This is a genomic window from Neobacillus sp. YX16, from assembly GCF_030123505.1.
GTDB lineage: Bacteria > Bacillota > Bacilli > Bacillales > Cytobacillaceae > Neobacillus.
Window position 1 is genome coordinate 3,071,844 of the sequence record NZ_CP126115.1, and the last position, 25,768, is coordinate 3,097,611.

At 38.6% G+C, this 25,768-nt stretch carries 22 protein-coding genes and 2 pseudogenes; 21 read left to right on the plus strand and 3 right to left on the minus strand.

The window, feature by feature from the left end:
* Positions 1 to 703: 703 nt before the first annotated feature.
* The 6 genes from QNH48_RS14860 to QNH48_RS14885 all read left to right on the plus strand — a co-directional run bounded on the left by QNH48_RS14860 (position 704) and on the right by QNH48_RS14885 (position 5,835).
* Complete coding sequence (locus tag QNH48_RS14860; RefSeq protein ID WP_283955596.1) at positions 704 to 1,255, plus strand: hypothetical protein; 552 nt, start codon at positions 704 to 706, stop codon at positions 1,253 to 1,255.
* Between the two features lie 62 nt (positions 1,256 to 1,317).
* Entirely contained in the window at positions 1,318 to 1,623 is a 306-nt protein-coding gene (locus QNH48_RS14865) for a DnaD domain protein (protein WP_283955597.1), read from the plus strand.
* 206 nt (positions 1,624 to 1,829) lie between these two features.
* On the plus strand, positions 1,830 to 2,405 hold the full coding sequence (locus QNH48_RS14870; RefSeq protein WP_283955598.1) for a thermonuclease family protein: 576 nt from the start codon (positions 1,830 to 1,832) through the stop codon (positions 2,403 to 2,405).
* 278 nt (positions 2,406 to 2,683) lie between these two features.
* Complete coding sequence (locus tag QNH48_RS14875) at positions 2,684 to 3,163, plus strand: GNAT family N-acetyltransferase (RefSeq protein WP_283955599.1); 480 nt, start codon at positions 2,684 to 2,686, stop codon at positions 3,161 to 3,163.
* A gap of 278 nt (positions 3,164 to 3,441) precedes the next feature.
* Complete coding sequence (locus QNH48_RS14880) at positions 3,442 to 4,371, plus strand: DUF7916 family protein (RefSeq protein WP_283955600.1); 930 nt, start codon at positions 3,442 to 3,444, stop codon at positions 4,369 to 4,371.
* Between the two features lie 102 nt (positions 4,372 to 4,473).
* Positions 4,474 to 5,835 carry a dipeptidase gene (locus QNH48_RS14885; protein ID WP_283955601.1) on the plus strand — a complete coding sequence of 454 codons (1,362 nt, stop codon included), beginning with the start codon at positions 4,474 to 4,476 and terminating at the stop codon, positions 5,833 to 5,835.
* Positions 5,836 to 5,871: 36 nt separating this feature from the next.
* On the opposite strand, the pseudogene QNH48_RS14890 reads toward QNH48_RS14885, so the two are convergent.
* A pseudogene (locus tag QNH48_RS14890) lies at positions 5,872 to 5,991 on the minus strand (IS3 family transposase); the annotation flags it as partial.
* A 175-nt stretch (positions 5,992 to 6,166) separates the two neighbouring features.
* Between QNH48_RS14890 and QNH48_RS14895 the strand changes: the two are divergent.
* The 6 genes from QNH48_RS14895 (at position 6,167) to QNH48_RS14920 (ending at position 12,003) form a co-directional block, all read left to right on the plus strand.
* Entirely contained in the window at positions 6,167 to 7,228 is a 1,062-nt protein-coding gene (locus QNH48_RS14895) for a LacI family DNA-binding transcriptional regulator (protein ID WP_283955602.1), read from the plus strand.
* A gap of 154 nt (positions 7,229 to 7,382) precedes the next feature.
* On the plus strand, positions 7,383 to 7,859 hold the full coding sequence (locus QNH48_RS14900) for an RpiB/LacA/LacB family sugar-phosphate isomerase (RefSeq protein WP_283955603.1): 477 nt from the start codon (positions 7,383 to 7,385) through the stop codon (positions 7,857 to 7,859).
* Between the two features lie 27 nt (positions 7,860 to 7,886).
* Complete coding sequence (gene rbsK / locus QNH48_RS14905; protein WP_283955604.1) at positions 7,887 to 8,807, plus strand: ribokinase; 921 nt, start codon at positions 7,887 to 7,889, stop codon at positions 8,805 to 8,807.
* Positions 8,808 to 8,821: 14 nt separating this feature from the next.
* Entirely contained in the window at positions 8,822 to 10,114 is a 1,293-nt protein-coding gene (locus QNH48_RS14910) for an ABC transporter substrate-binding protein (RefSeq protein ID WP_283955605.1), read from the plus strand.
* Positions 10,115 to 10,187: 73 nt separating this feature from the next.
* The gene (locus tag QNH48_RS14915; protein ID WP_283955606.1) at positions 10,188 to 11,090 is read left to right on the plus strand and encodes a carbohydrate ABC transporter permease; all 903 of its coding nucleotides are present in this window, start codon (positions 10,188 to 10,190) and stop codon (positions 11,088 to 11,090) included.
* A 73-nt stretch (positions 11,091 to 11,163) separates the two neighbouring features.
* Positions 11,164 to 12,003 carry a carbohydrate ABC transporter permease gene (locus QNH48_RS14920; RefSeq protein WP_283955779.1) on the plus strand — a complete coding sequence of 280 codons (840 nt, stop codon included), beginning with the start codon at positions 11,164 to 11,166 and terminating at the stop codon, positions 12,001 to 12,003.
* 493 nt (positions 12,004 to 12,496) lie between these two features.
* Here the strand turns inward: QNH48_RS14920 and QNH48_RS14925 are convergent, their stop codons facing one another.
* The gene (locus tag QNH48_RS14925; RefSeq protein ID WP_283955607.1) at positions 12,497 to 12,799 is read right to left on the minus strand and encodes a DUF4362 domain-containing protein; all 303 of its coding nucleotides are present in this window, start codon (positions 12,797 to 12,799) and stop codon (positions 12,497 to 12,499) included.
* A gap of 546 nt (positions 12,800 to 13,345) precedes the next feature.
* Between QNH48_RS14925 and QNH48_RS14930 the strand changes: the two genes are divergently transcribed.
* From QNH48_RS14930 to fdhD, 5 genes are all read left to right on the plus strand, one after another.
* A complete protein-coding gene (locus QNH48_RS14930; protein ID WP_283955608.1) occupies positions 13,346 to 15,142 on the plus strand; it encodes a M3 family oligoendopeptidase in 1,797 nt (598 codons plus the stop codon).
* Positions 15,143 to 15,574: 432 nt separating this feature from the next.
* The gene (locus QNH48_RS14935) at positions 15,575 to 16,849 is read left to right on the plus strand and encodes an L-lactate MFS transporter (RefSeq protein WP_283955609.1); all 1,275 of its coding nucleotides are present in this window, start codon (positions 15,575 to 15,577) and stop codon (positions 16,847 to 16,849) included.
* Positions 16,850 to 16,935: 86 nt separating this feature from the next.
* Positions 16,936 to 17,295, plus strand: coding sequence for a Na-translocating system protein MpsC family protein (locus tag QNH48_RS14940; protein WP_283955610.1), 360 nt, complete (start codon positions 16,936 to 16,938; stop codon positions 17,293 to 17,295).
* A 151-nt stretch (positions 17,296 to 17,446) separates the two neighbouring features.
* A complete protein-coding gene (locus QNH48_RS14945; RefSeq protein ID WP_283955611.1) occupies positions 17,447 to 19,804 on the plus strand; it encodes an FdhF/YdeP family oxidoreductase in 2,358 nt (785 codons plus the stop codon).
* Positions 19,805 to 19,834: 30 nt separating this feature from the next.
* A complete protein-coding gene (gene fdhD / locus QNH48_RS14950; RefSeq protein ID WP_283955612.1) occupies positions 19,835 to 20,656 on the plus strand; it encodes a formate dehydrogenase accessory sulfurtransferase FdhD in 822 nt (273 codons plus the stop codon).
* 448 nt (positions 20,657 to 21,104) lie between these two features.
* Here the strand turns inward: fdhD and QNH48_RS14955 are convergent, their stop codons facing one another.
* The gene (locus QNH48_RS14955) at positions 21,105 to 21,902 is read right to left on the minus strand and encodes an HAD family hydrolase (RefSeq protein WP_283955613.1); all 798 of its coding nucleotides are present in this window, start codon (positions 21,900 to 21,902) and stop codon (positions 21,105 to 21,107) included.
* 562 nt (positions 21,903 to 22,464) lie between these two features.
* Here QNH48_RS14955 and QNH48_RS14960 point away from each other — a divergent pair.
* The 4 genes and pseudogenes from QNH48_RS14960 to QNH48_RS14975 form a co-directional block, all read left to right on the plus strand.
* Positions 22,465 to 22,689, plus strand: a pseudogene (locus QNH48_RS14960) (M20/M25/M40 family metallo-hydrolase); the annotation flags it as partial.
* A 390-nt stretch (positions 22,690 to 23,079) separates the two neighbouring features.
* Positions 23,080 to 24,063, plus strand: coding sequence for a DnaD domain protein (locus QNH48_RS14965; RefSeq protein ID WP_283955614.1), 984 nt, complete (start codon positions 23,080 to 23,082; stop codon positions 24,061 to 24,063).
* Positions 24,060 to 25,316 carry a replicative DNA helicase gene (locus QNH48_RS14970; protein ID WP_283955615.1) on the plus strand — a complete coding sequence of 419 codons (1,257 nt, stop codon included), beginning with the start codon at positions 24,060 to 24,062 and terminating at the stop codon, positions 25,314 to 25,316. Before QNH48_RS14965 ends, QNH48_RS14970 begins: the two co-directional genes overlap by 4 nt.
* An 8-nt stretch (positions 25,317 to 25,324) precedes the next feature.
* Positions 25,325 to 25,753, plus strand: coding sequence for a hypothetical protein (locus tag QNH48_RS14975; protein WP_283955616.1), 429 nt, complete (start codon positions 25,325 to 25,327; stop codon positions 25,751 to 25,753).
* The last annotated feature ends 15 nt before the right edge of the window (positions 25,754 to 25,768 follow it).

The window sequence follows — 25,768 nt, forward strand, 5'->3', positions numbered from 1 at the left end:
TAAATTAATAGTGACAAAGTAAACGATTCAGGAATCATCCAATTTACTAGTTGGTGCCTTTAAATTATCATATTTGTCTCTTTTTCTGGCAATGACCCTGAGAAATAGCATACAATTATACTACTATAAGAATTAAATGAAACTGGTTAAATGGCAAGCAAATTACCATCAATTATCAAATGGTGCACTTCCAGAAATTAGCAAGCATATGAAAAAGTAGTTTTCTCAATCTATGTTGATATTGAACAAACAGTCTCTAGTTCCTGTCCATGTGGAAGCGGAAAAAAAATATAAAAAATGCTGTGGGTGATAATGAAAAAAGTGCCAGGCACCATCAAAAATTTTTGGTGTTGGATGGCATTTTAGGAACTCCACAATAAATCATCAACGTCTTGTATCGGAAATAAGTTTCGGTTCGACAACCGCCGGTATCTTTAAAAAAATTGAGAATATTTTTAGCCACTTAACACTCACAACTGTTGTCGGAGCAACGATTGTGGGTGCTTATGTTTAGGGAGCGAGTACATAATAAAATTCCTTAACAGAGAGCGATCTGTACCACGCAAATAGTTAGTCATAAAACATTCAGAGTTTTATTAAAACCACACTGTCCTTTTGCTTCCTAAATCTATATATAACCTATGGAAGTTATTTTTGAAAAAGGAAGGTCAGTGATTGAAGATGGCAAGATATTGAATGGTGCGTGTTGAGTTTTGGGAAAATCCAATATTTTTATCTTTACCTGCTTACAAATCCCAAAACTACTCAAATTGGAATCTATACCATTACGAGAAAACAATTGGCTTTTACTTTGGGCTATTCGATTGAGAAGGTACATTCGTTGATGGAAAGATTTATCAATCAATACAAGTTGATTCGCTACTATCCTGAAACAAGAGAGCTTGCAATTAAAAACCGGGGAAAAGACAATCTGCATAAGGGTGGGAAACCGATCATGGATTGTATTTATTCCGAATTAAAAGAGGTTCAGGATACCTCACTGGTTCAATATGTTTTGGAACATATACTTAAGAATGATATTCGCAGCCTTTATGAATCCTTTTGTGAACAAGGAAGGATTGTTTTCGATCAGGAAGATCGTGACCTAGATGAAAATGATACATATAAAGAAACAGATGGTGAGGAAGATGACAATTCGTTCACGCACCGTTATACGATACGTGGACAAAAAGAAAATGAAAAAGAAAATGAAAAAGAAAAACAACAACAAGATCTTTATCCTAATGTAGTGTGAAATCCAGAAACTAAAAATCCTTTACAGAATAATCAAAACGATGTGAAAGAAATTGTTGAGTTTTGGGACAACAATGGATTTGGTGTTTCAAACGTGAATGCAAAACAGCAACTTTATCTTTGTTAGATGATTCTAGCTTCTTACAGCCTAAAGAGATGATTTTAAAAGATATGAATATTGCATGTGCCAATATCAAACGAAAGCTTAACTATGTGGTGGGAATTCTGAAAAACTGGGAAAATGAATCTCTACTGACCGTAGAAGAAATAGATACCCTTCATGACAACCAAAAGTCCAACCAAAAGCATAAATCAACACAATCATTTCCTGTCGGAAGAGTGATTCCAGTTGGATTTGAACTTACTTAACGGCTGGTGAAGAATGATGAGCGTTGTTGAAAAAGCCTATTATTGAATTGTCACAAATATTCACTAGATTTCCAGCTTGCTAGCGGAATTGATGTGGTTTCGTTTAGGGATAGGAGGAAGGAATTCGAGCGGTTTCCTTCTATAGCGGGGTATTTCAACAAACAATATTGCTAGTTAGTAACTTGAAAGGCAAGGGGGGATTATTCATGAGAAAACGAACAGGATCTATCGCCATGATCGCGGCAGCTACTGGTATAGCATTCTTTTCAATGCCATCACAGAAAGAAGAAACGGCACAAGAGAACACCGTTCAGGTGACTGAAAATCAAGTAAGTAACGTACCACCTATTACTTTAATCGATATCATTGATGGAGATACCATTAAAGTGTATGTTAACGGAAAAATGGAAACGGTGCGCTATTTATTGATTGTTACACCGGAGTCAAGAAATCCAAAAACGTGTGTCCAGCTCTATGCAAAGGAAGCGTTCTTACGGAATAGCGAGCTGGTGAAAAGCGGAAAGGTAACATTGGAGTTTGAACAGGGAAACACAAGAGATTCCTACGGACGACTGTTAGCCTATGTTTATGTCGATGGTGAATCCATTCAAGGAACGCTGCTAAAAGAGGGGTTTGCACGAGTGGCTTATATCATGAATCCACCATATAAATTCCTTGAACTGCTTAGGAAGGAAGAAAATTTAGCAAAAAGAAAAAAGATCAATATCTGGAGCAGATTGAACTATGTGACGAACTGGGGATTTAATGGATGTTTGCATTAATACGATAGGAAAGTGCCAGGCACCATTCAAAAATTGCGTGGTGTCGGGAGCATTTTTTGCTAAAATAGGATTCATATTGATTCAATTTCTTAATAGGGAGTTATAGATGTGGAAAGTAAGAAACGAGGCCAATATTTCTTATAGTATCGTCATAAATGAGGAAGACGTACATAGTACAGATGATATTCAATAACAAATAAAATGAGGTCGTAGTTTTAAATGATAAGAAGAATACTATTAAGATAAACAGTTTTTAGATATTGGGGATGAATGAAACAATGCAGATTCGTGAAATGGAAGAAAGAGACAATCAAACAATGGAGCAAATTATTAAACGTTCATTGGAATCTTTTGACTTAGACATTCCAGGAACAGCTTATTTTGACCCTCAGTTAAGCAGTCTAGCACAATTTTACAAGGAACAATCAAATGCAAAATATTGGGTTGCGGTGAATGAACATGATGAAGTGGTAGGTGGTGTTGGGATTGCACCATTTGGACAAAAGACAGGGATATGCGAGTTGCAAAAGCTATATATTACGCCCAAAGCTCAAGGTATGGGTTTGTCGAAGGAACTGATGAAAGTAGCACTCGACTTCGCCAAGGAACATTACACACACTGTTACTTAGAAACAGTGAAGAAACTCCAAACGGCTAATCTCCTTTACATCAAATTAGGCTTCCAACAACTTGATAAACCACTAGATTGTTCAGAACATAATTCAATGGACGCTTGGTATATAAAAGAATTAAGGTAAAGGAATGATATTTAAATACCGTTTCGAAGGTCTACTGATTAAATAGTGCCAGGCGCCATCCAAAAAAATTGGAAGATGCCTGGCACTATTTTTGAATACTACAAGGAGTCTTGATTTGAAAAAAAGGGACCACCAATGCTGGAAGTCATTTTGGTGTAGAATATATGTGTGATAATAAATACATAACACAAACAGGGGTGTAATAAATGCAATAGACATTATCGCATGTAGAAACACTAAGAAAGAATATTGGAGAATAAATAAATGAGGTGATTGAGATGAAAAGGATATTAGATTGTAGAGGTTCTGATTTTCGGCAAATGGGTAGAGAAGAATTAAAGCAGGCAATACGTGCAGCAGAAGGAAGAACGATCATGGCGGAAACGGTAGTAACATCACAACCCTTACTTCCAGAGGTATCCAACCCGGAAGTAATGAAGGCGTTCGGAGCGGATATGATTCTACTGAACATGTTCGATTGTTTCAAACCTGTAGTAAATGGGGTTGAGTCATACAGCATATTTCAATCCAATGCTGCAGGCAGTGTAGATGAAAAAATTATCCAAAAAATAAAAGAACTAACGGGTCTGCCAGTCGGCATTAATCTTGAACCTGTTGATCCGCATGCTAATTCCTTAGAAAAATTGTATTCATTGCCGGAAGGACGTACGGCTACTGAAAATTCACTAGCGATGGCAAAGCAATTGGGATGTGATTTTATTTGTTTAACTGGTAACCCCAAATCAGGGGTAACCAATGAGAAAATTGAACAGGCGATTACATTGGCGAATAAACATTTTGGAGGGCTGATCATCGCAGGCAAAATGCATAATGCTGGAACGGCAGGGAGTGTGTTTGATTTAGATGCATTTTCTCGTTTTGCAGATGCAGGGGCAGATGTCATTCTTTTCCCCGCTCCAGGAACAGTCCCTGGTGTTCGTGAGGAAACACTTGCTAATGCAATAGAAAACGTTAAAAATAAAGGGGCATTAACCCTTGCGGCAATTGGCACCAGCCAAGAAGGAGCAGATGAAGAAACAATCCGCGCAATCGCTTTGAGCTCTAAAAGAGCTGGAGTAGATATTTTTCATATCGGGGATGCTGGGTATTCTGGTATGGCACTACCTGAAAATATTCAAACCCTTTCGATTACGGTAAGAGGTAAAAGACATACCTATATAAGAATGGCAGCCTCTGCCTTAAGATAATAACGAGATCGTATCCCTTTCTGTTTTAGAGGGGGATTTTTCTAGTTTCTTCTTCATTTTTGTGTACAATAGAAATGTAAATAAATAAGAATAGGTGAGAACATGAGTCAATTATCCGATTTTGTATCCAAGCAACATCATCAAAATGTTGAAGAATTAAAAGAACTACTCCGCATTCCAAGCATAAGCTCCTTATCTGAGCATAAAGAGGACATTCAAAAAGCAGCTTCCTGGATCGCCAAAAAGTTAGAAAGCATTGGAATGGAACACGTTGAAATCGTACAAACAAAAGGTCATCCAATTATTTATGCTGACTGGCTCCATCAGGAAAATGCACCGACTGTATTAGTATACGGTCATTATGACGTACAGCCTGTTGACCCGATTCACTTATGGGAAACTCCTCCGTTTGAACCAAACATCCGAGATGAAAAAATCTATGCCAGAGGGGCAACAGATGATAAAGGGCAGACATTCTTACATATCAAAGCAGTCGAAGCACTGCTGAAAGTAGAAAATAAGTTACCGGTTAATCTTAAATTTTGCATCGAAGGAGAAGAAGAAATCGGAAGCCCTAATCTTCCTCAGTTTTTATCACAAAATAAAGAAAAATTAGCCTGTGATGTCGTGGTCATTTCCGATTCTGATATGTGGGATCGAGGAGTTCCTGCGATTACGTATTCTTTAAGAGGGCTATGTGCTCTCGAGGTTTCTCTTAAAACAGCGAATACGGATTTGCATTCCGGCATGTTCGGCGGGGGAGTTCAGAACGCAAATCATTTGTTAGTGCAGCTGCTTTCTACTCTTCATGATGCAAACGGAAAGGTAAATGTTGATCAATTCTATGATGATGTTCTAGACTTGACAGAATTTGAGAAGGAACAAATTAAAGCACTGGGCTTTGATGAAGAAAAGCTAAAAAAACAGTTAGGTTTAACGGAATTAACGGGAGGGGAATCAAATTATCCTTATCCTGAGAAAATCAGTTCTCGGCCAACATTAGAGTTAAACGGCATATGGGGCGGATTTCAGGGAGAAGGGACGAAAACCGTTATTCCGAACGAGGCACATGCTAAAATCACCTGCCGCCTAGTCAATAATCAAAACCCAGAAAAAATCCAGGGTTTAATCAAAAAGCATTTAGAAGAAAAAGCACCAAAAGGATGCACGGTAAAAGTGACACTTCAAGATACTGGTAATCCATTCTTGACCCCAATCGACGATCCGATGATTCAAAAAGCGGCTGAAGCGTATGAACAGGTTTATGGTGTATCACCTGTATATAAAAGAGAAGGGGGCTCGATTCCGATTGTATCGGATTTCAACCATACCTTAAATTCTCCTGTTGTCTTAATGGGATTCGGGCTGCCAGATGAAAATCTCCATGCACCGAATGAACATTTTAACATAGAAAACTTTGATAAAGGGATCTTAACGATCTGTTCGTTTTTAGAATTAATCTGAATAGATAGGCAAGGGAGGGATGATGGAACCCGAAAGTTAGAGTTTTATATTAAGAAGCGAATCGGCTGGTATGGGTACGTATTGAACCGGACTCATGCCTGCCAATTTTTGCTTTATGCACTTGTTATTATAATAATTGATATATTCTTCAATTCTCTTTTTTAATTCCTAAAAAGAGCACAGTGCTTCCCCATAATACTTATTAAATTCTTTCTAATTCTTCTTTTTGTTTTTCATTAATTCACTTGGTAAAATTTAAATTAATTGATTGACAAGAATGAATATTCGGAATAAAATTTAGTTAATCGATTAAAGGAGGTGAAAACTCTGAATGAAGAGAGCAACCCTCAAAGAGGTAGCAACATTAGCTGGTGTTTCTACGGCTACTGTTTCTAATGTATTGAACGAAACAAAAAATGTAAGTGATGAAGTAAAAAACAAAGTTTTCTCGGCAATTCAGGAACTGAACTATCAACCTAATATTGTAGCAAAAAGTCTTCGAGTGCAGGAATCACGCATCATTGGGCTTCTAATCTCCGATATTGCAAACCCTTTCTTTTCGATTGTGGTTCGTGGGATTGAAGAAGAACTAGCTAAGAGCGATTATAGCATACTGCTTTGCAACACCGATTCTTCCGTGGAGAAAGAGGATAAATACCTCAAAGTATTGATAGGCAAAAGAGTAGACGGACTTATCGTCTCATCCACAGGGAACACAGGTGATTATTTCCGCTCAATGGAGAAAACGGGAGTGCCAATGGTATTCCTGAACCGTTGTCCTGATTTCATGGTATCCGATGTGATCATGACGAACAATATTAAGGGTGCTTATTCTGGCACTGAGCATCTGATTCGGCATGGTTATGAAAAAATAGCGATCATTACTGGGCCTATTTCAATAAGTACTGGCAAAGATCGTTTGACTGGTTACAAGAGAGCTCTTGAGGATTATGGCATTACCGAATCGGATGAGCTTGTGAAGGAAGGTAATTTTGATATCGAAAGTGGTTACATGAAAATGAAAGAGCTAATGGAACAGGATAACAAGCCGGATGCGGTGTTTATTTCAAACAATTCAATGACATTGGGGGCTTATAAATATCTAAAGGAATCAGGTATTTCAATTCCTGATCAGCTTGCAGTCGTTGGATATGATGATTCCGATTGGGCAGATATTGTCGATCCGCCAATTACTACGATAAAGCAACCAGCTTACGAACTAGGTGTACATGCTGCAAGATTAATCCTAGCTAGAATTATAAATAAGCATGTGAAGCGAGAAATCACTTATATGGATACTGAGTTAATTATCCGGCATTCCTGCGGGTGCAATAAGGAAAATCCGCACAGTACCGAATCCAACAAACTAGAGACAACAAGTGGTTGTATATAATTTTCACTATCTGAATTTGCCGATTTATCGGTTTTTATTTAAAAGCAAAGTTAAACGATTAACCGAGAAGTGTAATGAATTATACATCTCAGTAAAATTTTTTAAATGAAGCTTGATGAATAGAAAGCACATACAAAAAACTTGGGAGGTATAAATGATGAGAATCGGAGTAGGAGGAGACCATGCAGGTTTTCCATTAAAGGACACAGTTGTAAACGCTTTAAAAAGTATGGGGCATGAGGTGATCGATTATGGATCCTATGACCCTGAACCCGTCGATTTCCCGGACATTACTAGATCAGTGTGTGCAGGAGTCTTATCGGGCGAAGTAGAACGGGCAGTTATGGTTTGTGGTACTGGAGTAGGGGCGTGTATCGCAGCCAATAAAATTCCTGGAATTCGTGCATCCGTCTGTCATGACATTTATTCTGCGCATCAGTGTGTGGAACACGATGATGTTAATGTTATGTGCGTCGGTGCACAAATTATAGGACCTGTTTTATTGGTCGAACTGCTAGAGGGTTTCTTGAAAGCAGAATTCAGCACTGATGAAGAATTCAGGCGTCGAGTAAGAAAACTGCACGAGATGGAGTTAAATCATTACTCTTTTAAGCCCACAGCGTCCGAGTGAAAAATGATAGCTGAACGGAGGGGAGTTATGGCAAAACAAGCTCGAATTGTGGTGATCGGAAGTTTAAATATGGATTTGGTCATCTGTACACCTAGGATTGCACTTGAAGGAGAGACAATAATAGGAAGTAATTTTGCAACAATGCCAGGTGGAAAAGGTGCTAATCAGGCTGTAGCTGCTAGTAGGCTTGGTGCTAAGGTAGAAATGGTTGGCTGTATAGGGGACGATGGTTTTGGTAAGGAATTGATCGCAAAATTAAAAGGTGAATGTATAGGTACAGATTATGTAACGACGGTATCCGGTGTTTCAAGCGGGGTGGCTATGATTACTGTAAATGAATCCGGTGAAAATAGTATCGTTGTTTCTCCGGGCGCAAACAATCGAATGACCCCCGCTCATGTTCGGCAGGCAGAAGAAATCATCCGTTCTGCAGACCTTGTATTATTACAGTTAGAAATCCCAATGAATGTGGTGGAAGAAGCCGTTCGGATTGCAAATAACCATCATGTCTCAATTATTTTAAACCCTGCACCTGCGGCCTATCTGTCAGATTTTCTTTTACAGCAAATCGATATACTTACCCCAAACGAAACGGAAGCAAGATACATAGCAACAGGACAAGCGGCTGGGGTCGAAAGGTATGAAGAAATTATTCCTAAGCTAAAGAAAAAGGGTGTTAAGCAAGTGGTTATGACACTTGGTGGTGACGGAGCTGCCTACTCAGTTGAGGATGGTGTCATTCATATAGGAGCAAATAAAGTAGTGGCCGTGGACACTACTGGTGCGGGCGATGCGTTCAATGCTGGGTTAGCGGTCTTTCTTGGAGAAGGTGGTAAGTTAGAAGATGCTATTCGTTTTGCTCAAAAAGTAGCAGCATTATCGGTCACAAGCTTCGGAGCTCAATCATCTATGCCTAGTAGATCAACACTTGAAAAATCAATTAATTAATTGGGGGTAAGTTTATGAAACTTAAAAAATTCTTATTACTATTCATGTCTACTATTCTATTTTTTGGACTAGCCGCTTGTTCATCTAAGGAAACAAAGAGCGGAGCATCTGACAGTAAAGAGATAGTAGAACTCCGTGTTTCCTGGTGGGGTGGTCAAGCCCGTCATGACAAGATGAATGAATTGTTTGACTTATTCGAGGAAAAAAATCCAAATATCAAAGTCTCTAGAGAATTTACAGTGGAAAATCAATATGCGGAGAAGTTTACAACACAGGCAGCTGGAGGAAATGCTCCAGATGTAATGCAAACCAGCAGCTTCTTCCAATTTGACTTTGTTAAACGTAATATGATGCTAGACTTAGGTACCTTAGTTGATTCCGGTGACATAAATGTGAAGGATTTAGATCCGGTGGACATTGAAGGTGGTAAAGTCAATGACAAGCTGTATGCAATTAGTCTTGGTCATAATATCACCGGCGTTCTCTATAACAAAACAATGTTTGAAAAGGCGGGTCTAGAGCTTCCAAAAAACAACTGGACATGGGATGAATATGTTGAAACCGCGAAAGCTCTTCAAAAATCGTTGGGGAAGGATGCATGGGCTACTGAAGACGAGGGTGGCGTATATCGCGGACTCGAGTTATTTGCACAACAAAGAGGAAAGTCAGTATTCAAAGGCGATGGACTAGGAATCAATAAACAGGATTTGACCGACTGGTTCACCTTCTGGGATCAAATGCGTAAAGACGGCTTAACTCCACCTGCAGACATTCAATCAGAACAAGGAGATAAAGCACAGGAGCAATCTATGCTTGCGCTTGGTAAGGTTGCGATGATTAGCAAAAGCTCCAATCAGCTGAAAATTTATCAAGGCTCTGCAAAAGACGAGTTGGCCATTGTTAGCTATCCTATGGACCCAAATGGCGAGAAAAAGGTTCCACTGATTGTCGCATCATTGGGAATATCCGCAAAGACAAAACATCCCAAGGAAGCAGCAAAGCTGATCAATTTTGTTGTTAACGATCCGGATGCTGCGAAAATATTTAAAGGCGAGCATGGTCCACAAGCTTCTAAACAAATGCAGGAAGTAATCAAACCTCTTCTTGGAGAACCGGAGAATAAGGAATATGCATTTGTTGACGAAATGATCCAATCATCCAAGCCATATCCATCTATGCCGAGTAATAGTACATCTGTACAGAAGCTTTTGCTGTCCACTAACCAAGCCATTGCCTTTAAACAAAAGACCATTTCACAAGCTGTGGATGAATTCTTTTCACAGGCTGAACAAATTTTAAACCGATAAGTCAATTTTATAAGAGCAAAAGCTCATGAAATAAAAATCTTGAGCTTTTGTTCTTAAAAAAGGAGTTCAAACAATGTTGAATTTATTTGACCAAAAACGGTGGTCATCGATAATTCCATACCTCTTTCTGGCGCCATGGCTAATAGGATTGGTGGTGTTTAGTGGCTTTCCGTTTCTAAGTTCTTTGTACCTTTCATTTACAAATTACAATTTCGTATCTTCACCTAACTGGGTTGGATTGAAAAATTATCTGACCATGTTTACCCAGGATCCACAGTACTTTCAAGCACTCAAGGTTACCGTTACCTATGTGTTAGTTGCGGTACCGCTGGAGTTATCGTTTGCTCTTTTTCTAGCACTGCTCTTAAATAAAGGGATTCGTGGTCTAGGAATGTATCGCGCCGTTTACTATATTCCTTCGTTGATTGGTGGAAGCGTGGCGATTGCGATTCTTTGGCAGCAGGTATTCGGGGACAATGGGATTGTCAATCAATTGCTGGGTTATGCAGGGATTGATATGCCAAGCTGGGTAGGTACGCCCGATTATGCCATTTGGTCCCTTATATTGTTAAAGGTTTGGCAATTTGGCTCACCTATGGTTATCTTTTTGGCGGGACTCAAGCAAATCCCTCAGGAATTTTACGAAGCATCATCCTTAGACGGTGCTGGAAAATGGAAGCAATTTATTCACATTACGTTGCCTTGTCTATCACCTATTATTTTATTTAATGGAATTATGCAAATCATTAGTTCATTTCAAGCATTCACACCAGCTTATATTATCAGTAACGGTACAGGAGGACCGGTGAATTCTACACTGTTTTATACTCTTTATTTGTACCAGAATGGCTTCGGTAACTTCCAAATGGGATATGCCTCTGCTATGGCCTGGTCTCTGCTTTTAATTATCGCCTTTTTTACGGGTCTTATCTTTTTAACTTCGAAAAAATGGGTTCATTACGGGGATCAGGGGTGATAAGATGGAAAAGTTGACAATTCAGGTTAAACAACAAAAAAATAGGTTGATGTTGAGGACACAGGAGAAGAGGATGACAAGTCCATTTCGTTTTAAAAAAATGATATTGCACGCTGTCATTCTGGTCGGCGTAATCATAATGCTTTATCCGATCTTATGGATGATTATCAGCTCGTTTAAACCTACACAAAGTATTTTAAGTGATAACAGTCTTTGGCCGAAAGATTTAACGCTTTCGAATTACATAAAAGGATGGAAAGGCACATCAGGTACAACGTTCGCCACCTTTTATCTAAATTCATTTATTATGGTCGGATTGGCCGTGATTGGCAATGTCCTATCCTGCTCGCTAACAGCATATGCATTTGCTCGGCTGGAATTCAAACACAAAAAAATTTGGTTTGCTTTGATGATGATGACGATGATGATTCCGATGCATGTACTTATTGTTCCACAGTACATCATTTTTAATAAGTTGGAATGGATTAATACTATTTTGCCAATTGTAGTGCCGAAGTTTTTTGCCGTAGATGGATTTTTTATTTTTCTAACCATTCAATTTATTCGGTCACTCCCGAGAGGATTGGATGAAGCAGCTACCATAGATGGATGCGGACCGATTGCAATCTATTTTCGAATTATATTGCCCCTGACAGTTCCAGCCATCGTAACAACCACCATATTTACATTCATTTGGACTTGGAATGACTTTTTTAGCCAGCTTCTATACCTCAGTGGTGTAGAAAAATACACCGTAACACTAGCACTTCGAATGTTCACCGATGCTGGTGGAGAGGCTGCTCTTGGCTCGCTTTTTGCCATGTCGGTACTGTCGATCGTACCAGTATTTCTAATTTTCTTCTTCTTCCAGCGATATATTGTAGAAGGAATTGCTACATCCGGAATGAAATAAACCAAATAGGATGAAAAATGCTGCAGGCGAAAATATCTGCAGCATTTTTTACGGCGAATGGGGGTTTTTCCACCGAAAGGGGGATGAGCCGAAAACACAACTGAATACATTAAACTCTGTCCAGATAAAATTATTTCAGGTAAAATAAGGTAAAGTTAATAAATGAATGAATTTCAGAGTGTCCAGAGGGAATCAGGATAAGGAGAAAAATATGAAATTACAGGATAAAATTGATCGCGCATACCCGCGATTTTACGATTATGAGGTAAACAAAACAAAACTCAATGGGCCATTTTATTTACAAAAACACCGCAGATAGCGGTGCCTATACTTATTTTAGGTTGTTTGTAGCTCTAAAAAGGAACTAGTTTATTAATTTTATCGTTTACTTTTTAGTAAGGATTTATTTCCAGATTACTAAAATACTGTTGTCTCATCAGTTTTGTCGCATCCTGATAAAATGTAGTCAGTTGTTTCATCGGTTTCTTTAACATTATTGATTTGCAAGTTGCTGTACTAACAATTCCATTACCGAATTCGTCTCAGGTAGTATCAGTTGTTGAAGTGATGATTCCCCATCGTATTCAAGGTCGTGTAAGATTGGGTCTCCTTCTGTTGTATATCTCACAACTCTAATTTTGTCTTCTCTACCTTGATTTACATTCTCAACAAATTTCATAAATTTCTCAATGTTGGTTATTTCGCCGTGCGAATCTACAATATCTTCATCAGAAGGATTATAATTGCAACCTGATATAAGTATCAGTAATAACACAAACCAAATTGCTTTCTTCATTTTATGACCCCCTCTACTACACGGAAATTTCCATACCGCAAAGAAAACATTTTGGTCATACCTCTGAAAAATACGATCGAGTTGAAGATATTTTTCTAAAAAATCAAGTTATGTACAAAGGACAATTTGGCGATGCAACTGTAAGAGTATGTAACACAGTAAAAATGACAGACTTGCTAAATCATTTACTCAAAGAGAAACCAGATTTATTTTCTTGATTGATAGGGGACAACGTCAAAGAATTGGCATTACCCGAGCGTTGGACGATCATTACTGGTACCTGGCAGCATTTTTTATATAAAAAAACGCTTTGTTTAAAGTCATTACTGGTAAACCCAAAATTTAGAATTAATCTAAATAGATAGACAAAAGGAGGGATTGCATAGTATCCCTTCTTTTGCCGATAAAAGTGCTTGGCACCTTCAAGAGACAATGATTTAAAAAATAAATGTCTCTTTATATTGAAGGAATTTTCACCTCTAAATATGTTATAATAGGAATGCATGTTCGTATTATATGGAGTATACATATTAGAGGAGGTAACGAATGGGGAAAATAAGCTATCCGAAAGTGTGGAATTTAGATCAGGTTTTTATGGGAGGAGGCAAATCAAGTCAATTTTCAGATCATATAAATCGATTAGAAGATCTTGTGTATGAACTAGAAGGTAGTGTTACTTCATTTATTACCCCACTTTCAACAAATGAAGTAATCAAAGTGGTACATTTAATAGAAAACATCGGAAACATTCGCTTGTACTTATCGCAAGCTACTTCGTTTATCACTTGTCTCCTTGCACAAAATCCAAAGGATCAAGATGCTGCTAGTTTACGAGGCAAGATTGCTCAAATAGAATCTCGTTTTGAAAAAGAATTATCGAAAGTAAAGAAGATATTTACATATACAAAGGAAGAGGTTTGGGAAAGGTTACTAGAGACCGAAGAATTAAAAGAGTATAGGTTTATTCTAAACGAATGGCGTGAAAATGCAGATAAGAATCTGTCTGAAGAGGAGCTAAATTTAATCTCTGATTTAATGGTTGATGGGTACCATGCTTGGGGACAATTCTATAATGATCTAGTAAGTAGTATTAACGTAAAGATTCTTATTAATGGAAAAGATGAAAATCTATCAGTTGGACAAGCCATTAACTTGCGGTCGCATCCTAATGAAGAAGTTCGTAAGGAAGCCCATTATGTTTTAGAATCTATATGGAAAGAGAAAGAAGAATTATTCAGTAAAATAATCAATCACATTGCTGGCTTTCGTATACAGGTAAATAACCAACGAGGGATAAAAAATGCAATTGAAGATCCTTTGAAAAAGAACAGAATGAAGGAAGAAACGCTGCATACGATGTGGAAAGTGATCAGTAAATATAAACAACCTTTCTCGAATTACTTGAAGCGAAAAGCTGAAATGATAGGCGGATCTAGCATGAAGTCTTATAACTTTTGGGCTCCCGTTACAAAAAGTAATCAAGAGATAAAATTCGAGGAAGCAGTTACACTTATTACAGAACATTTTAGTCAGTTTGGAACCGAATTAGAAGGCTTCGTTAAGAAAGCTTTTGATGAAGGCTGGATAGAGGCCGAGGATCGTCCAAATAAGTCAGCTATTCCGTTTTGTGCTGGTTTTCCACTCACATGTGAATCAAGAGTTTTTATGACATTTAACGGTACTTTTTTAAATGTGTTAACTCTTGTTCATGAGCTGGGGCATGCTTTCCATAATCATGCCATGAGGTCTGTTAATGGATTGAATAAGCGTTATCCGTTAAGTATTGCTGAAACCGCTTCAACCTTCTCCGAAATGATTATTTTTGATGCGGCTATGAAAAAGACAAAATCAAAAGAAGAAAAATTAATTATACTGGATGAAAAATTAAAACGCAGTGTAATGAACTTTATGAATATTCATTCGAGGTTCTTATTCGAACAAAGATTTTACAAGGAACGTAATGGAGGTATTGTTTCTGCCCATCGACTAAATCAGTTAATGGAAGAATCAATAAATGAGGCGTATGCAGGTTCCCTAGAACAACCTTCAATTTATTCTTGGGTTTGGACACCACACTACTATATTACTCAATCGCCTTTTTATAATTTCCCATATACTTTTGGGTATTTATTTGCATTGAGCATTTATGCAAAGGCAAAGGAGAAGGGAAAAGATTTTGAGAAATATTATTTAGCCTTACTTCGTGATTCAGGAAGTATGACTGTAGAAAATTTAGTTATGAAACATTTAGGAGAAGATATTACTTCAGAGGAATTCTGGGAAAAAGGTATGAAATTATGCGTAAAAGATGCAGAAGAATTCCTTAAACTAACTTCTTCTTAAATTGTTTGATAAGTTATGGTTCAAGCATAAAGGTAGCGATAAAGCGCTCACCATAACTTCTAGGAAAAGCAAAAATATGTTTTTGCCTTGGGTTCCTATTTTTTCTTATTCATTTTTTAAAAAGGTTGTACTGAATTCGCTTCCATGATATAGTAAGAAAAAGAAATTGTGAACAATTTGTGAAAGATAATATTCATTACAAATATTATGGCAGATTTAATACGAAACAGCGATCCTGTTAATCGGTTAAATCTAGAAACCTATCTTTTTATAAACAGTTGGTACTTAACAGCGCTCCTGTTAAAGGCGAACCGTTGTATTGATTTCTAGTTTTCTGTAACATTCAGAAAACTCAAGGAATTTTACAACGGTTTTTTATTTTTGTTCACAATTAATAATAGAAATGATTTCTAAGGGGGAGAATGAAAACGAATGAAAACGAAAAAAAACCGCTGGTTGATTGCTTTATCTGCTGTTGGAATTCATATTTCCATTGGCTCCGTGTATGCATGGAGTAACTTTACCGCACCACTTAAAGAAATGTTTGGCTGGTCCGACTCACAGGTGGCCATGACCTTCAGTATTGCGATTCTTTTCTTAGGTCTATCGGCCGCATTTCTAGGACATTTTGTAGAGAAATACGGACCAAGGAAAGCAGGGTTATTGGCTGCAATCTTCTTTGGAGTTGGTATCACTGGTTCAGGTCTTGCTGTAGCATTAGAATCAAGACCCTTATTATACTTTTTCTACGGGGCAATAGGCGGCATCGGTCTAGGTGTAGGTTATATTGCGCCTGTTTCAACACTTATTAAATGGTTCCCTGACCGAAGAGGCTTAGCAACTGGGCTTGCGATTATGGGCTTCGGCTTCGCAGCGGCAATCAGCAGTCCGATTATGAATATGCTGATTGAAGCAGTGGGGGTAGCCAATACTTTTTATATTCTTGGTCTTTCCTATTTTGTGATTATGCTTCTTTCTTCCTTATATCTGGAAAAGCCAGAGGAAGGATGGCTACCTGAGGGTTATCAAGACAAAATCAACAGTGGAAAAGCAAAGCCGAATATGGATTTATCACAATTAATGGCGAATGAAGCGGTTAAAACGAAGCGTTTCTGGTATTTATGGTTGATGTTGTTTATTAACATTACATGTGGTATTGCGATTTTAGCAGTAGCCAAGCCGCTTGCAATGGAAAGTATCGGAATTGACATGGCACAAGCAGCAGCACTGGTTGGAGCCATCGGAATTTTTAATGGGTTAGGAAGAATTGGCTGGGCTAGTTTTTCAGATATTATTGGACGACCCGCCACCTATACAACATTTTTCATTCTGCAAATGGTGATTTTCTTCGTTTTGCCTGATGTATCGATTAAATGGTTATTTATTGGATTGCTGATTGTGGTTTATACCTGCTACGGTGGAGGTTTTTCATCCATTCCTGCTTATATTGGCGACCTATTTGGTACGAAGCAATTAGGGGCAATTCACGGATACATCTTAACAGCCTGGGCTGCGGCAGGTCTTGTTGGACCATTATTTGCAGCATGGATTAAAGACACAACCGGTAGTTATTCTGGCAGCTTAACGTTCTTCTCTGGATTGTTTGTGGCTGCGTTTATCATCTCGTTGTTGATCCGCTTAGACATTAACAAATTAAAGAAAAGCCAAATACAAAATCAAACTGAATTGCAAAATAAGGTAGGATAACTTTTCTTGCAATTTATAGACTAAACTTATAGAATTAACACTATGAACATAGTGAAAACCTTATGAATGCAAGCGAGATGACGTAAGTGAATAAATATGAAGCAGAATTTAGTAATATCGTTCGCGCCTACAGAAAACGACATATGGGAAAAGGTCCTAGTCAAGTGAGAACAACCTTCTGCAAGAACTGGGCCATTTGTGAGCTAGAGGGAAATTTATCTCCAATCGAAAAATTTATTGCAACGGCTGAAGATGGAAAACAAATGCTGCGCTCGGCTCGTACGGAAATGGTAAAAGAGATTTATAAGAAAAATCATCCTCAGGAAATGGAAGAGCTTCTAGGTGCGAATTTTATTTGTGTCTTTGTTGATATCGATATTGAAGAGGACAAGGGAATGTCAATCTTCGTGTTTGACCAAGATCTTGAGGAAAAGTTTAAAGTTTAATAGTAATCCCAATTACCCAACTATATCTCGTTGGCACTTGACAGCGAACCTGTTAAAGACTAACCACCATGGAGTAAACGGCCTTGTTTTATAACTTGGTTCTCCTTGGTGGTTTTTTTATGGATTTTTTTGATTAGAGGAGGAAATGAGAATGGGAAAAACACTACATCCAGGACCACAGAAGAAATCAAAGCTACCAGCTCCCAAACATTGGGTGAGTCCAATTCCTTTTGGACTCGGAAAAATCAAACCAAAGCATATTCGCGATACGATGAAAATTGCTTGGGATAATAAAGATAATATCGGATATGCCACCAACATCATTACAAAAGGAGTTTGTGATGGGTGTGCCCTTGGGGTATCGGGATTACATGACCAAACACTTGACGGACCGCATCTTTGTACCACTCGCTTAAATGTTCTAAGGCTAAATACGATGCCTGCCATTAAGCCAGAAATCCTCCATGCTGATATTGATGAACTAAGAAAGTATGATAGCACAGAGCTCCGTAAACTTGGGCGCATCCCATACCCAATGATTCGCCGAAAAGGAGAGCGGAAATTCTCTAGAATCACATGGGATGTTGCATTGGATATGATTGCAGCCAAGATGAAAACATTAGAGCCGAAGCAATATGCTTTTTATCTAACAGCACGCGGGATTACAAATGAAAGCTACTATGTAGCAGCGAAAGTAGCACGTTTCTTAGGGACCAATAACATCGATAATGCATCACGTATTTGTCATGCGCCAAGTAAAACCGCTTTAAAGCGTTCAATTGGTGTCGGTGCATCTACCTCTAACTATCTCGACTGGATCGGAACAGATGTATTATTGTTCTGGGGAAGCGTCGCCTCAAACGCATCACCTGTATCTTCAAAATATATGCTTGAAGCAAAGAAAAAAGGGACCAAGATCATCGTCGTCAATCCTTACCGTGAACCAGCAATGGATAAGTATTGGATCCCATCAAATCCGGAGTCTGCAATATTCGGAACAAAATTGGCTGATGATTTCTATCAAGTGAACATTGGTGGAGATATTGCCTTTATGCACGGGATTATGAAGCACTGGTTCGATATGGAAGACAAAGCATTTGGTTCTGCTATAAATCATGAGTTCGTAAATAAGCATGTTAATGGCTATACCGACCTTAAGAAAAAAGTGCAAGAGCAATCCTGGCAAGAAATCGTTGAATCTTCTGGTGTAACTAGAGAACGAATCATTGAGCTAGCGGAGCTATTGGCAAACAGCAAGAATGCAGTTTATGCTTGGGCACTTGGTCTAACGATGCACTCCTTTGCGACAGATAATATATCTCAAGTTGCCAATCTTGCCCTTTTACGTGGACACCTCGGACGTAAATATGCCGGCTTAATGCCATTTCGTGGACATTCAAGTGTGCAGGGCAGTGGTGAAATGGGGGCGGACCCGTTCGTTCTCCCTGGCGGCGGCTGGGATGCAAAAAATGTGGAACGAATTGAAAAGCTGTGGGACTTTGAGCTTCCGAACTGGCAGGGTGATATTGTCGGTGTTACACTTGAGAACATTGTCCTTCCAGAAGACCATGAGCGAAAAGTGAAATTGTACTATTTATCGGGTGGAAACTTCTTAGAAACGATGCCAGATCCGGACTTTATTGAAAAAGCATTATCTCAACTTGATATTCGAGTACACCAGGATATAATCTTAAACACTTCAACGTTAGTTAATGCCAAGGAAGCAGTCATTGTCTTGCCGGCAAAAACACGTTATGAGCAAGAAGGTGGCGGAACAAGTACCTCGACAGAGCGGATGGTCTATTTCTCCCCAGAAATTCACGGGAACAAAAATGAAATAAAAGAAGCCCGTGCTGAGTGGAAGATTTATATTGATTTAGCCAAACGTGTAAAACCAGAAACCGCTCACTTAGTGGATTTCTCTGATGGACAGTCGATTCGTGATGAAATCGCAAAAGGGAACCCGGATTATGAAGGCATTCAACATTTGAAAAATCAAGGAGATGTCTTCCAATGGGGCGGAGCTTGGCTATGTGAAGACGGGATTTGCCCAACACCAGATGGCAGAGGCAGCTTAATCCCAGTCGACATTCCCGATTTAAATAAAAAACCTGAGCAATTTATTGTTACCTCACGTCGAGGTAAACAATTTAACTCAATGGTCTATAAGGAAGTCGATCCGTTGAACGGAGCCGGACGATATGATGTATTAATGAGTCCAGTCGATGGGCAGAAATTAAGTATTGCAGAAGGCGAAGGAATTGTCGTCTACAATGGCTTTGGCGTCTTCCAAGGACGCGCCAAGTTTGTCGATATCGCACCAGGCAATATCGAAGTCCATTTTCCAGAAGGAAACTTCCTGTTACCGCGCGGACGGTATGAGAAATATGCGGGTATTCCTGACTACAATATCACCGTCCATGTGGAAAAAGCAGAACGCTACAATGCGAGAAAAGATACAGAATATGTAGAAAGACCAATTTCAGACCTGGAAACAGAGGTCAGTTAATTTTTCCAATAGAAAGGAGCGACAGTGCCTGTGTCAAAGGAAATCACTACTTCTCAAAATATTGTCAGATATAATGGACAAAGCTTTATTGAGGAAGAGGATGATATCGCCGTCGAATCTGCCTTAACCATCATGGTAAATGGGGAAGAATTTGCCACGATGGTATGCACCCCCTCTGAGTTAGAAGAATTAGTCGTTGGCTTTCTGGCTTCCGAAGGGATGATCCGTGCATTTCAAGATATTAAAGCTCTTCACATTGATGTCGAAACAGGATTTGCCTATGTCGACCTAGTCAATCCGAACAAAGTGGAAAAGGATTTCCATTCAAAACGATTTATTGGTTCCTGTTGTGGCAAAGGAAGACAATTCTACTTTCAAAATGATGTCAAAACGGCGAAAACGATTATGACGAGGTTTACAATTACACCGGAGCAATGCCATAAGCTAATGAAGCAAATGCAGGATGGTTCCTCCCATTTCCAACAAACGGGTGGTGTTCATAATGCTGCATTATGTTCAAGTGATGGAGTCGTGATTTCACGATCCGATATTGGCCGACATAATGCTCTAGATAAATTATTTGGGTACTGCTTGATTCATCGAGTTCCAATAAAGGATAAGATCATCGCCTTTAGCGGCCGGATCTCATCAGAGGTTTTACTCAAGGCAGCGAAGATTGGAGTCGGGATTATCCTTTCGAAATCTGCGCCAACCAATCTCGCGATCAATTTGGCAGATGAACTTGGAATCACAGCCGTAGGGTTTATCCGGGGAAAGGGGTTTAATGTATATACTCATCAGGACCGAATCCAGGGACTTGAATACAAGCCAGTACAAACCTCATGTATATAAGTTAGAGTGGAGAAAATAAAAGTGCCACAGGCACCATCCAAAATTGGTTGGTGCCTGTGGTACTTTTTTTAATTTGCTTTTACCATAATTTTCATTTTTATTTATTTCTAATGTGGGTATAACATAACATCTGAATAATGATAGTAATAGGAGGATAAACCAATGGGTAAAACAGTTACTTTTTCATTTAATCGTACAAAATATGATGGTACAGAGGCTGCAGAAACTTTCACTTTTGAATAATTATGTATAGATGAGGATTTAGATGATAAAGCTTTAAAAATGGTCATAGATAAAATTTTTCAGGCTTGGGTTTGGGATCAACTTAATCTCTCTTATAGTATAGTCATAGATGAGGAAAACGTACATAAATAATGACTGACACTTGTCGAATGTTACAGATTTCGACTAGTGACAGGCACATTTTCTATTATCATTAAAAAATACTCTAAATTGCATATAGTTCATTTAATTTAAGCAGATTACGCTCTATAAACTCAGCTAATCCATCATTTTCGTGGTGTCCTGTTACATAATCAGCAGCTGCTTTAACCTTCTCGCTAGCGTTCCCCATTGCCACACCAATACCGACATGACAAAGCATTTCTATATCATTCGGCCCATCTCCTATGGCTACAACTTCATTTGGACTAATTTTATATTCGGTAATTAAGCTTTGTATAGCAGACCATTTGGAAACATTTGGAGCTAGCAGCTCAAACCCGTCATTCCAATCGATGACTTCTGCTTCATTTTTAAACAAAGCGGAAATTTGCGGACTTGGTGCATCTGTTCGAACACTATATTTAAGAACATCTTGATAATTTGCCTGCCTTAAATCTCCGATATACCGGGGCGGAATTTTCCCAACTTTAGTCCAATAATCGATTTCTTCATTTGTTTGCTTACAATAAAGCCCGTTTGCTGTATGGATAAGAACATTACAAGGACTTTCTGCGGTCAGTTGGTGAAATCGTTCTTCGTTCAATTGAACTGTTTTCATTTGCATAACTCTTCCTGTCTCAGCATCATGTATAGCGGCACCATTCAAACAAATCATCGGAGTTCGTAATCCAATTTCTTTATGGTAGGGAGTAGTGACTTCATAGTGTCGACCAGTGGCTAGAAATATCTTAACTCCTTGATTATTGAGCTTATATATGGCTTCCATATTTCGACGAGAAATGGAGTTTGAGGCCTTTAGTAGTGTACCATCCATATCAATAAATATTGCACGCACATTCATCTATAACTGCCTCCTCAATCGTTGTTAAACCAATATTATCATCTGATTATTAAAGCCTAGTAAACTCAGTGTATAATTTGTGTGAAGTTTATTTAGGAGCAGGTGACGTTTCTCTGAAAGATAATAATGAGTTGAAAGAAATAACTTGAAAGTATAAAAATGTTTATAGCATTGCAAGTTGTGGTAAACATCCAACAAGAAAGGAGATGATCGAATGGACGGACAAAAACAAAATTACATATCAATATTCAATCTAATGAAATTTTCAGAGGACCTTACGAGGGAGAGTGGGATTTTAAAATTGAAGCCACAGAATCTCAAGTGAATATCCTTGAACGACTCTTTGATCGAAATGATGAAACAGATTGGGAAAGTTATTTTCGGTCACACACTCCATATCTCGAATATCATCATCAATTATTCGCATTTTTTGTGATTTGATTGATTGACAAGGTAGTATCTTACTCACAAACCATTATGTTTCGAGGGAAATTGCAGTGCGGTCAAGAGAAGAAAGTATCCGTCAAGATACAGGTAATCCACCATTCTAACCCCAATCGATGATCCGATGATTCAAAAATCGGCTGAAGCCTATGAACAGGTTTATAAAAGAGAAGGGGGTTCGATTCCGATTGTATCGGATTTCAACCATACTCTAAATACTCCTGTAGTCTTAATGGGATTCGGGCTGCCAGAAGAAAATCTCCATGCTCCGAATGAACATATTAACTTGGAAAATTTTGATAAAGGGATCTTAACGATCTGTTCCTTTTTAGAATTGATTTGAATAGATAGGCAACGGAGGGATGCATAGCATCCCTCTTTTTTTTTGATAAAAGGGCAAGACTCCTTTCAAACTTTGGACGGTTCCGGTTCTATTTATGTGGGAGGCGGGTAAAAGAACTATCTCAACGGTTTTTCTAAAATCTTTTCCAGCATTCATTAATGCCATCGTTACACAAAAATTCACCCTGAAAGATAAGAGAAGCAGTAGCTCTTAATGGTTACTTTAAAGAAAAGTCCCATGGTTATCGAAGGTACCCAGAAACTCGTTTGTCATAAAACATTCACAAATTTTTGAAATGACCATGTCCTTTTTCTTCCTTTTTCTTTATATAAAGGGGTGAAAGTATTAGCAAGAAGAAGGGTAGTGTTGTGGATGGCTAGGTTTAGAAAAGTGAGCACGGATTTTTGGGTGGACCCGATTCATTCAGAGGAGATGACTCCAGATGACCGGCACTTTTATTTATATCTGTTAACAAATCAACGGACGAAACAAATCGGAATCTATAAAACTACGATAAAGCAAATCGCTTTTGATATGGGCTACACAACCGAATTTATTCAAACATTGATGGAACGATTCATCCTGCTTCACCGGCTGGTTCGTTATAATCCTGAAACGAGAGAGCTAGCGATAAAAAACTGGGCGGAATATAACTTTGATAGAGCCGGGAAACCCATGATGGATTGTATTTTTTCCGAATTAAAAGAGGTCCAAGATATCTCACTGATTGAATATGTTGCGGAATCCATTCATAAACCAGAATTCCGCAAACTTTATGATTCTTTTTGTAACAAAGAAGAGAGTACCTCCAGCAAAGAAGTGAGTCATCATGAAGAAAATAATACATATCTAGCGCCTGTATGGGAAGAGAAAGACGAGACTTTTCCGACTCGTCATACGATACGTGGACAAGAAGAAGAGAAAGAAGAAGAGAAAGAAAAACAACAAGAAGTTTTTCAGCCCATACTAGAAGGTAATCTAAATAATGAGCATCACTTGGAAGATAACCAAAAACTTGTAGATGTTAAAGACATTATTGCATTTTGGGATAATAATGGATTTGGTTTTAGCAATGTGAATGCAAAAGAGCAGCTATTATCCTGGTTAGATGATTCTTGCTTTTTACAGCCGAAAGCCGTGATTTTAAAGGCATTGACGATCGCATGTACAAATAACAAGCGAAGGTTAAGTTATGTGATGGGAATTCTGAAAAATTGGGAAAACGAATCATTACTGACGGTAGAAGAAATTGATTCCTATCAAGAGAACCAAAAGCCTGCAGCTAATAATTGGAAAACAACGAAATCAGTTCCGAGCGGAAGAGATATTCCAAGTGGATTTGACCTAGATATAACGGCAGGTGAAGATTGGTGAATATAGCTGAAAAATCGTATTTAGGAAGCCTGATTAAGGCAGAGTACTTACTGAAGGATACCGTGATTCAGCCTGATCAGCTGGAAAGTGTGCGGCATCAAGAATTAATGCGGAGAATGCTGGAATTAACCCGGGCAGGCAAGAATATTGATTTAATCTCCTTGGCATCTTTGCTTGACCTTGAGTTCTTTGGTGGAATGTCCTATCTGTCTGAACTGTTTTCATACGCGAATCTTGAGAAATTCGAGACTACGGAGGAGCTCATTCTTTCTTCGTGGAAGGAACGAGAAAAAAGGAATATCTTAACGGTGGCAACAGTGAGCGATTGGGAGATTACGAAAATTACCACCGAATTGGATAAAATCAATCAATGTAAAATGAAGGATCATACCTCCTTAACACAGGCATTGGCAGATATGTATGAGGCACCTTGGGAAGACCCAATCGTTCTGAATACAGCCACAACAGGGATCCTAAAGCTCGATGTGATGACCGGGGGCTTTCAGAATGGAGAAGTAACCATTCTGGCTGCAAGACCCTCCATGGGAAAAACTGATGTTATGCTTCATTTCGCCAAAATGTCTGGCTGGGCCGGATTTCTACCGCTACTCTTTTCATTGGAAATGCCGGAAAAGCTGATAACCTCTCGACTTATTGCTTCGACGGGAAACGTTAACCGAAGAAAAATGCGAGATTTGAAAAGGATGCTGAATCAAGACCAAAAGAATTCCTGGTCCGATGTTCTCGGTCAACTAGCTAAAACCAATATACAAATTTTTGATGGATCTGGGCAAAGTATTGCCGAAATGAGAGCGAAAACGAGGAAAATGATCCACCAATTTCCATACAAGAAACCGGTCATTTTTATTGATTACTTGACATTGATCTCTTCAAGTCAAGTGTACGGAGGGAATTCCCATCAACAAGTAACGGAAATATCCAAATCACTTAAAACAATGGCAAAAGACTTTGATTGCCCGGTGATATGTTTGGCACAGCTTAATCGTTCTGTAGAATCGAGAGCAGATAAAAAGCCGATGATGTCTGATATTCGGGAATCAGGCAGTGTGGAACAGGATGCCGATGTCATTTTGTTCCTGTATCGTGAATCCTATTATGACAAGGAAACAAAGAATCCTTCTCTTGAGATCATTGTATCGAAAAACCGAAATGGTCCAGTGGGGTCAGCGATTGTGGATTACAACGAATATACAGGAAAAATCGAGGACCCAAAGGATAAAAACAGAGAATAGGGTGGTAGATGGTGTTAATAAAAGACGCTTACTTTGATTGTTTTCTATATGAAGATTCTTCATTGGCCCATTATATTCACCATTTACTAGAAGAGAAGAAAGTTTCTTTAGAAGATGACATTTCCAAATTGAATTTTGATCTAGCAAACCATCAGCAAGTGGCAGAAATGATTACAACCAATGTATTAGGAATCAATAAGGTTCGAGTTTACTCATTAAAGATGAACCAGAGGGATTTTGTCTTTATCTTTGCCCTTAGTGAGGAAGAAGCCATTCAGTTGTATGAAAAAACATTTCATCAAAAGCCGTTGAACTGTCATGAATCTTTACTAGATTTCGAGTTTTATAGAGGAATGGAGGTGGTCTCGTTTCGGGACAGGAGGATGGAATTTGGGTGTTTCCCCGCAATAGCGGGATATTTTTCGCGCGAGAGGTGAATGGATCATGGGTAT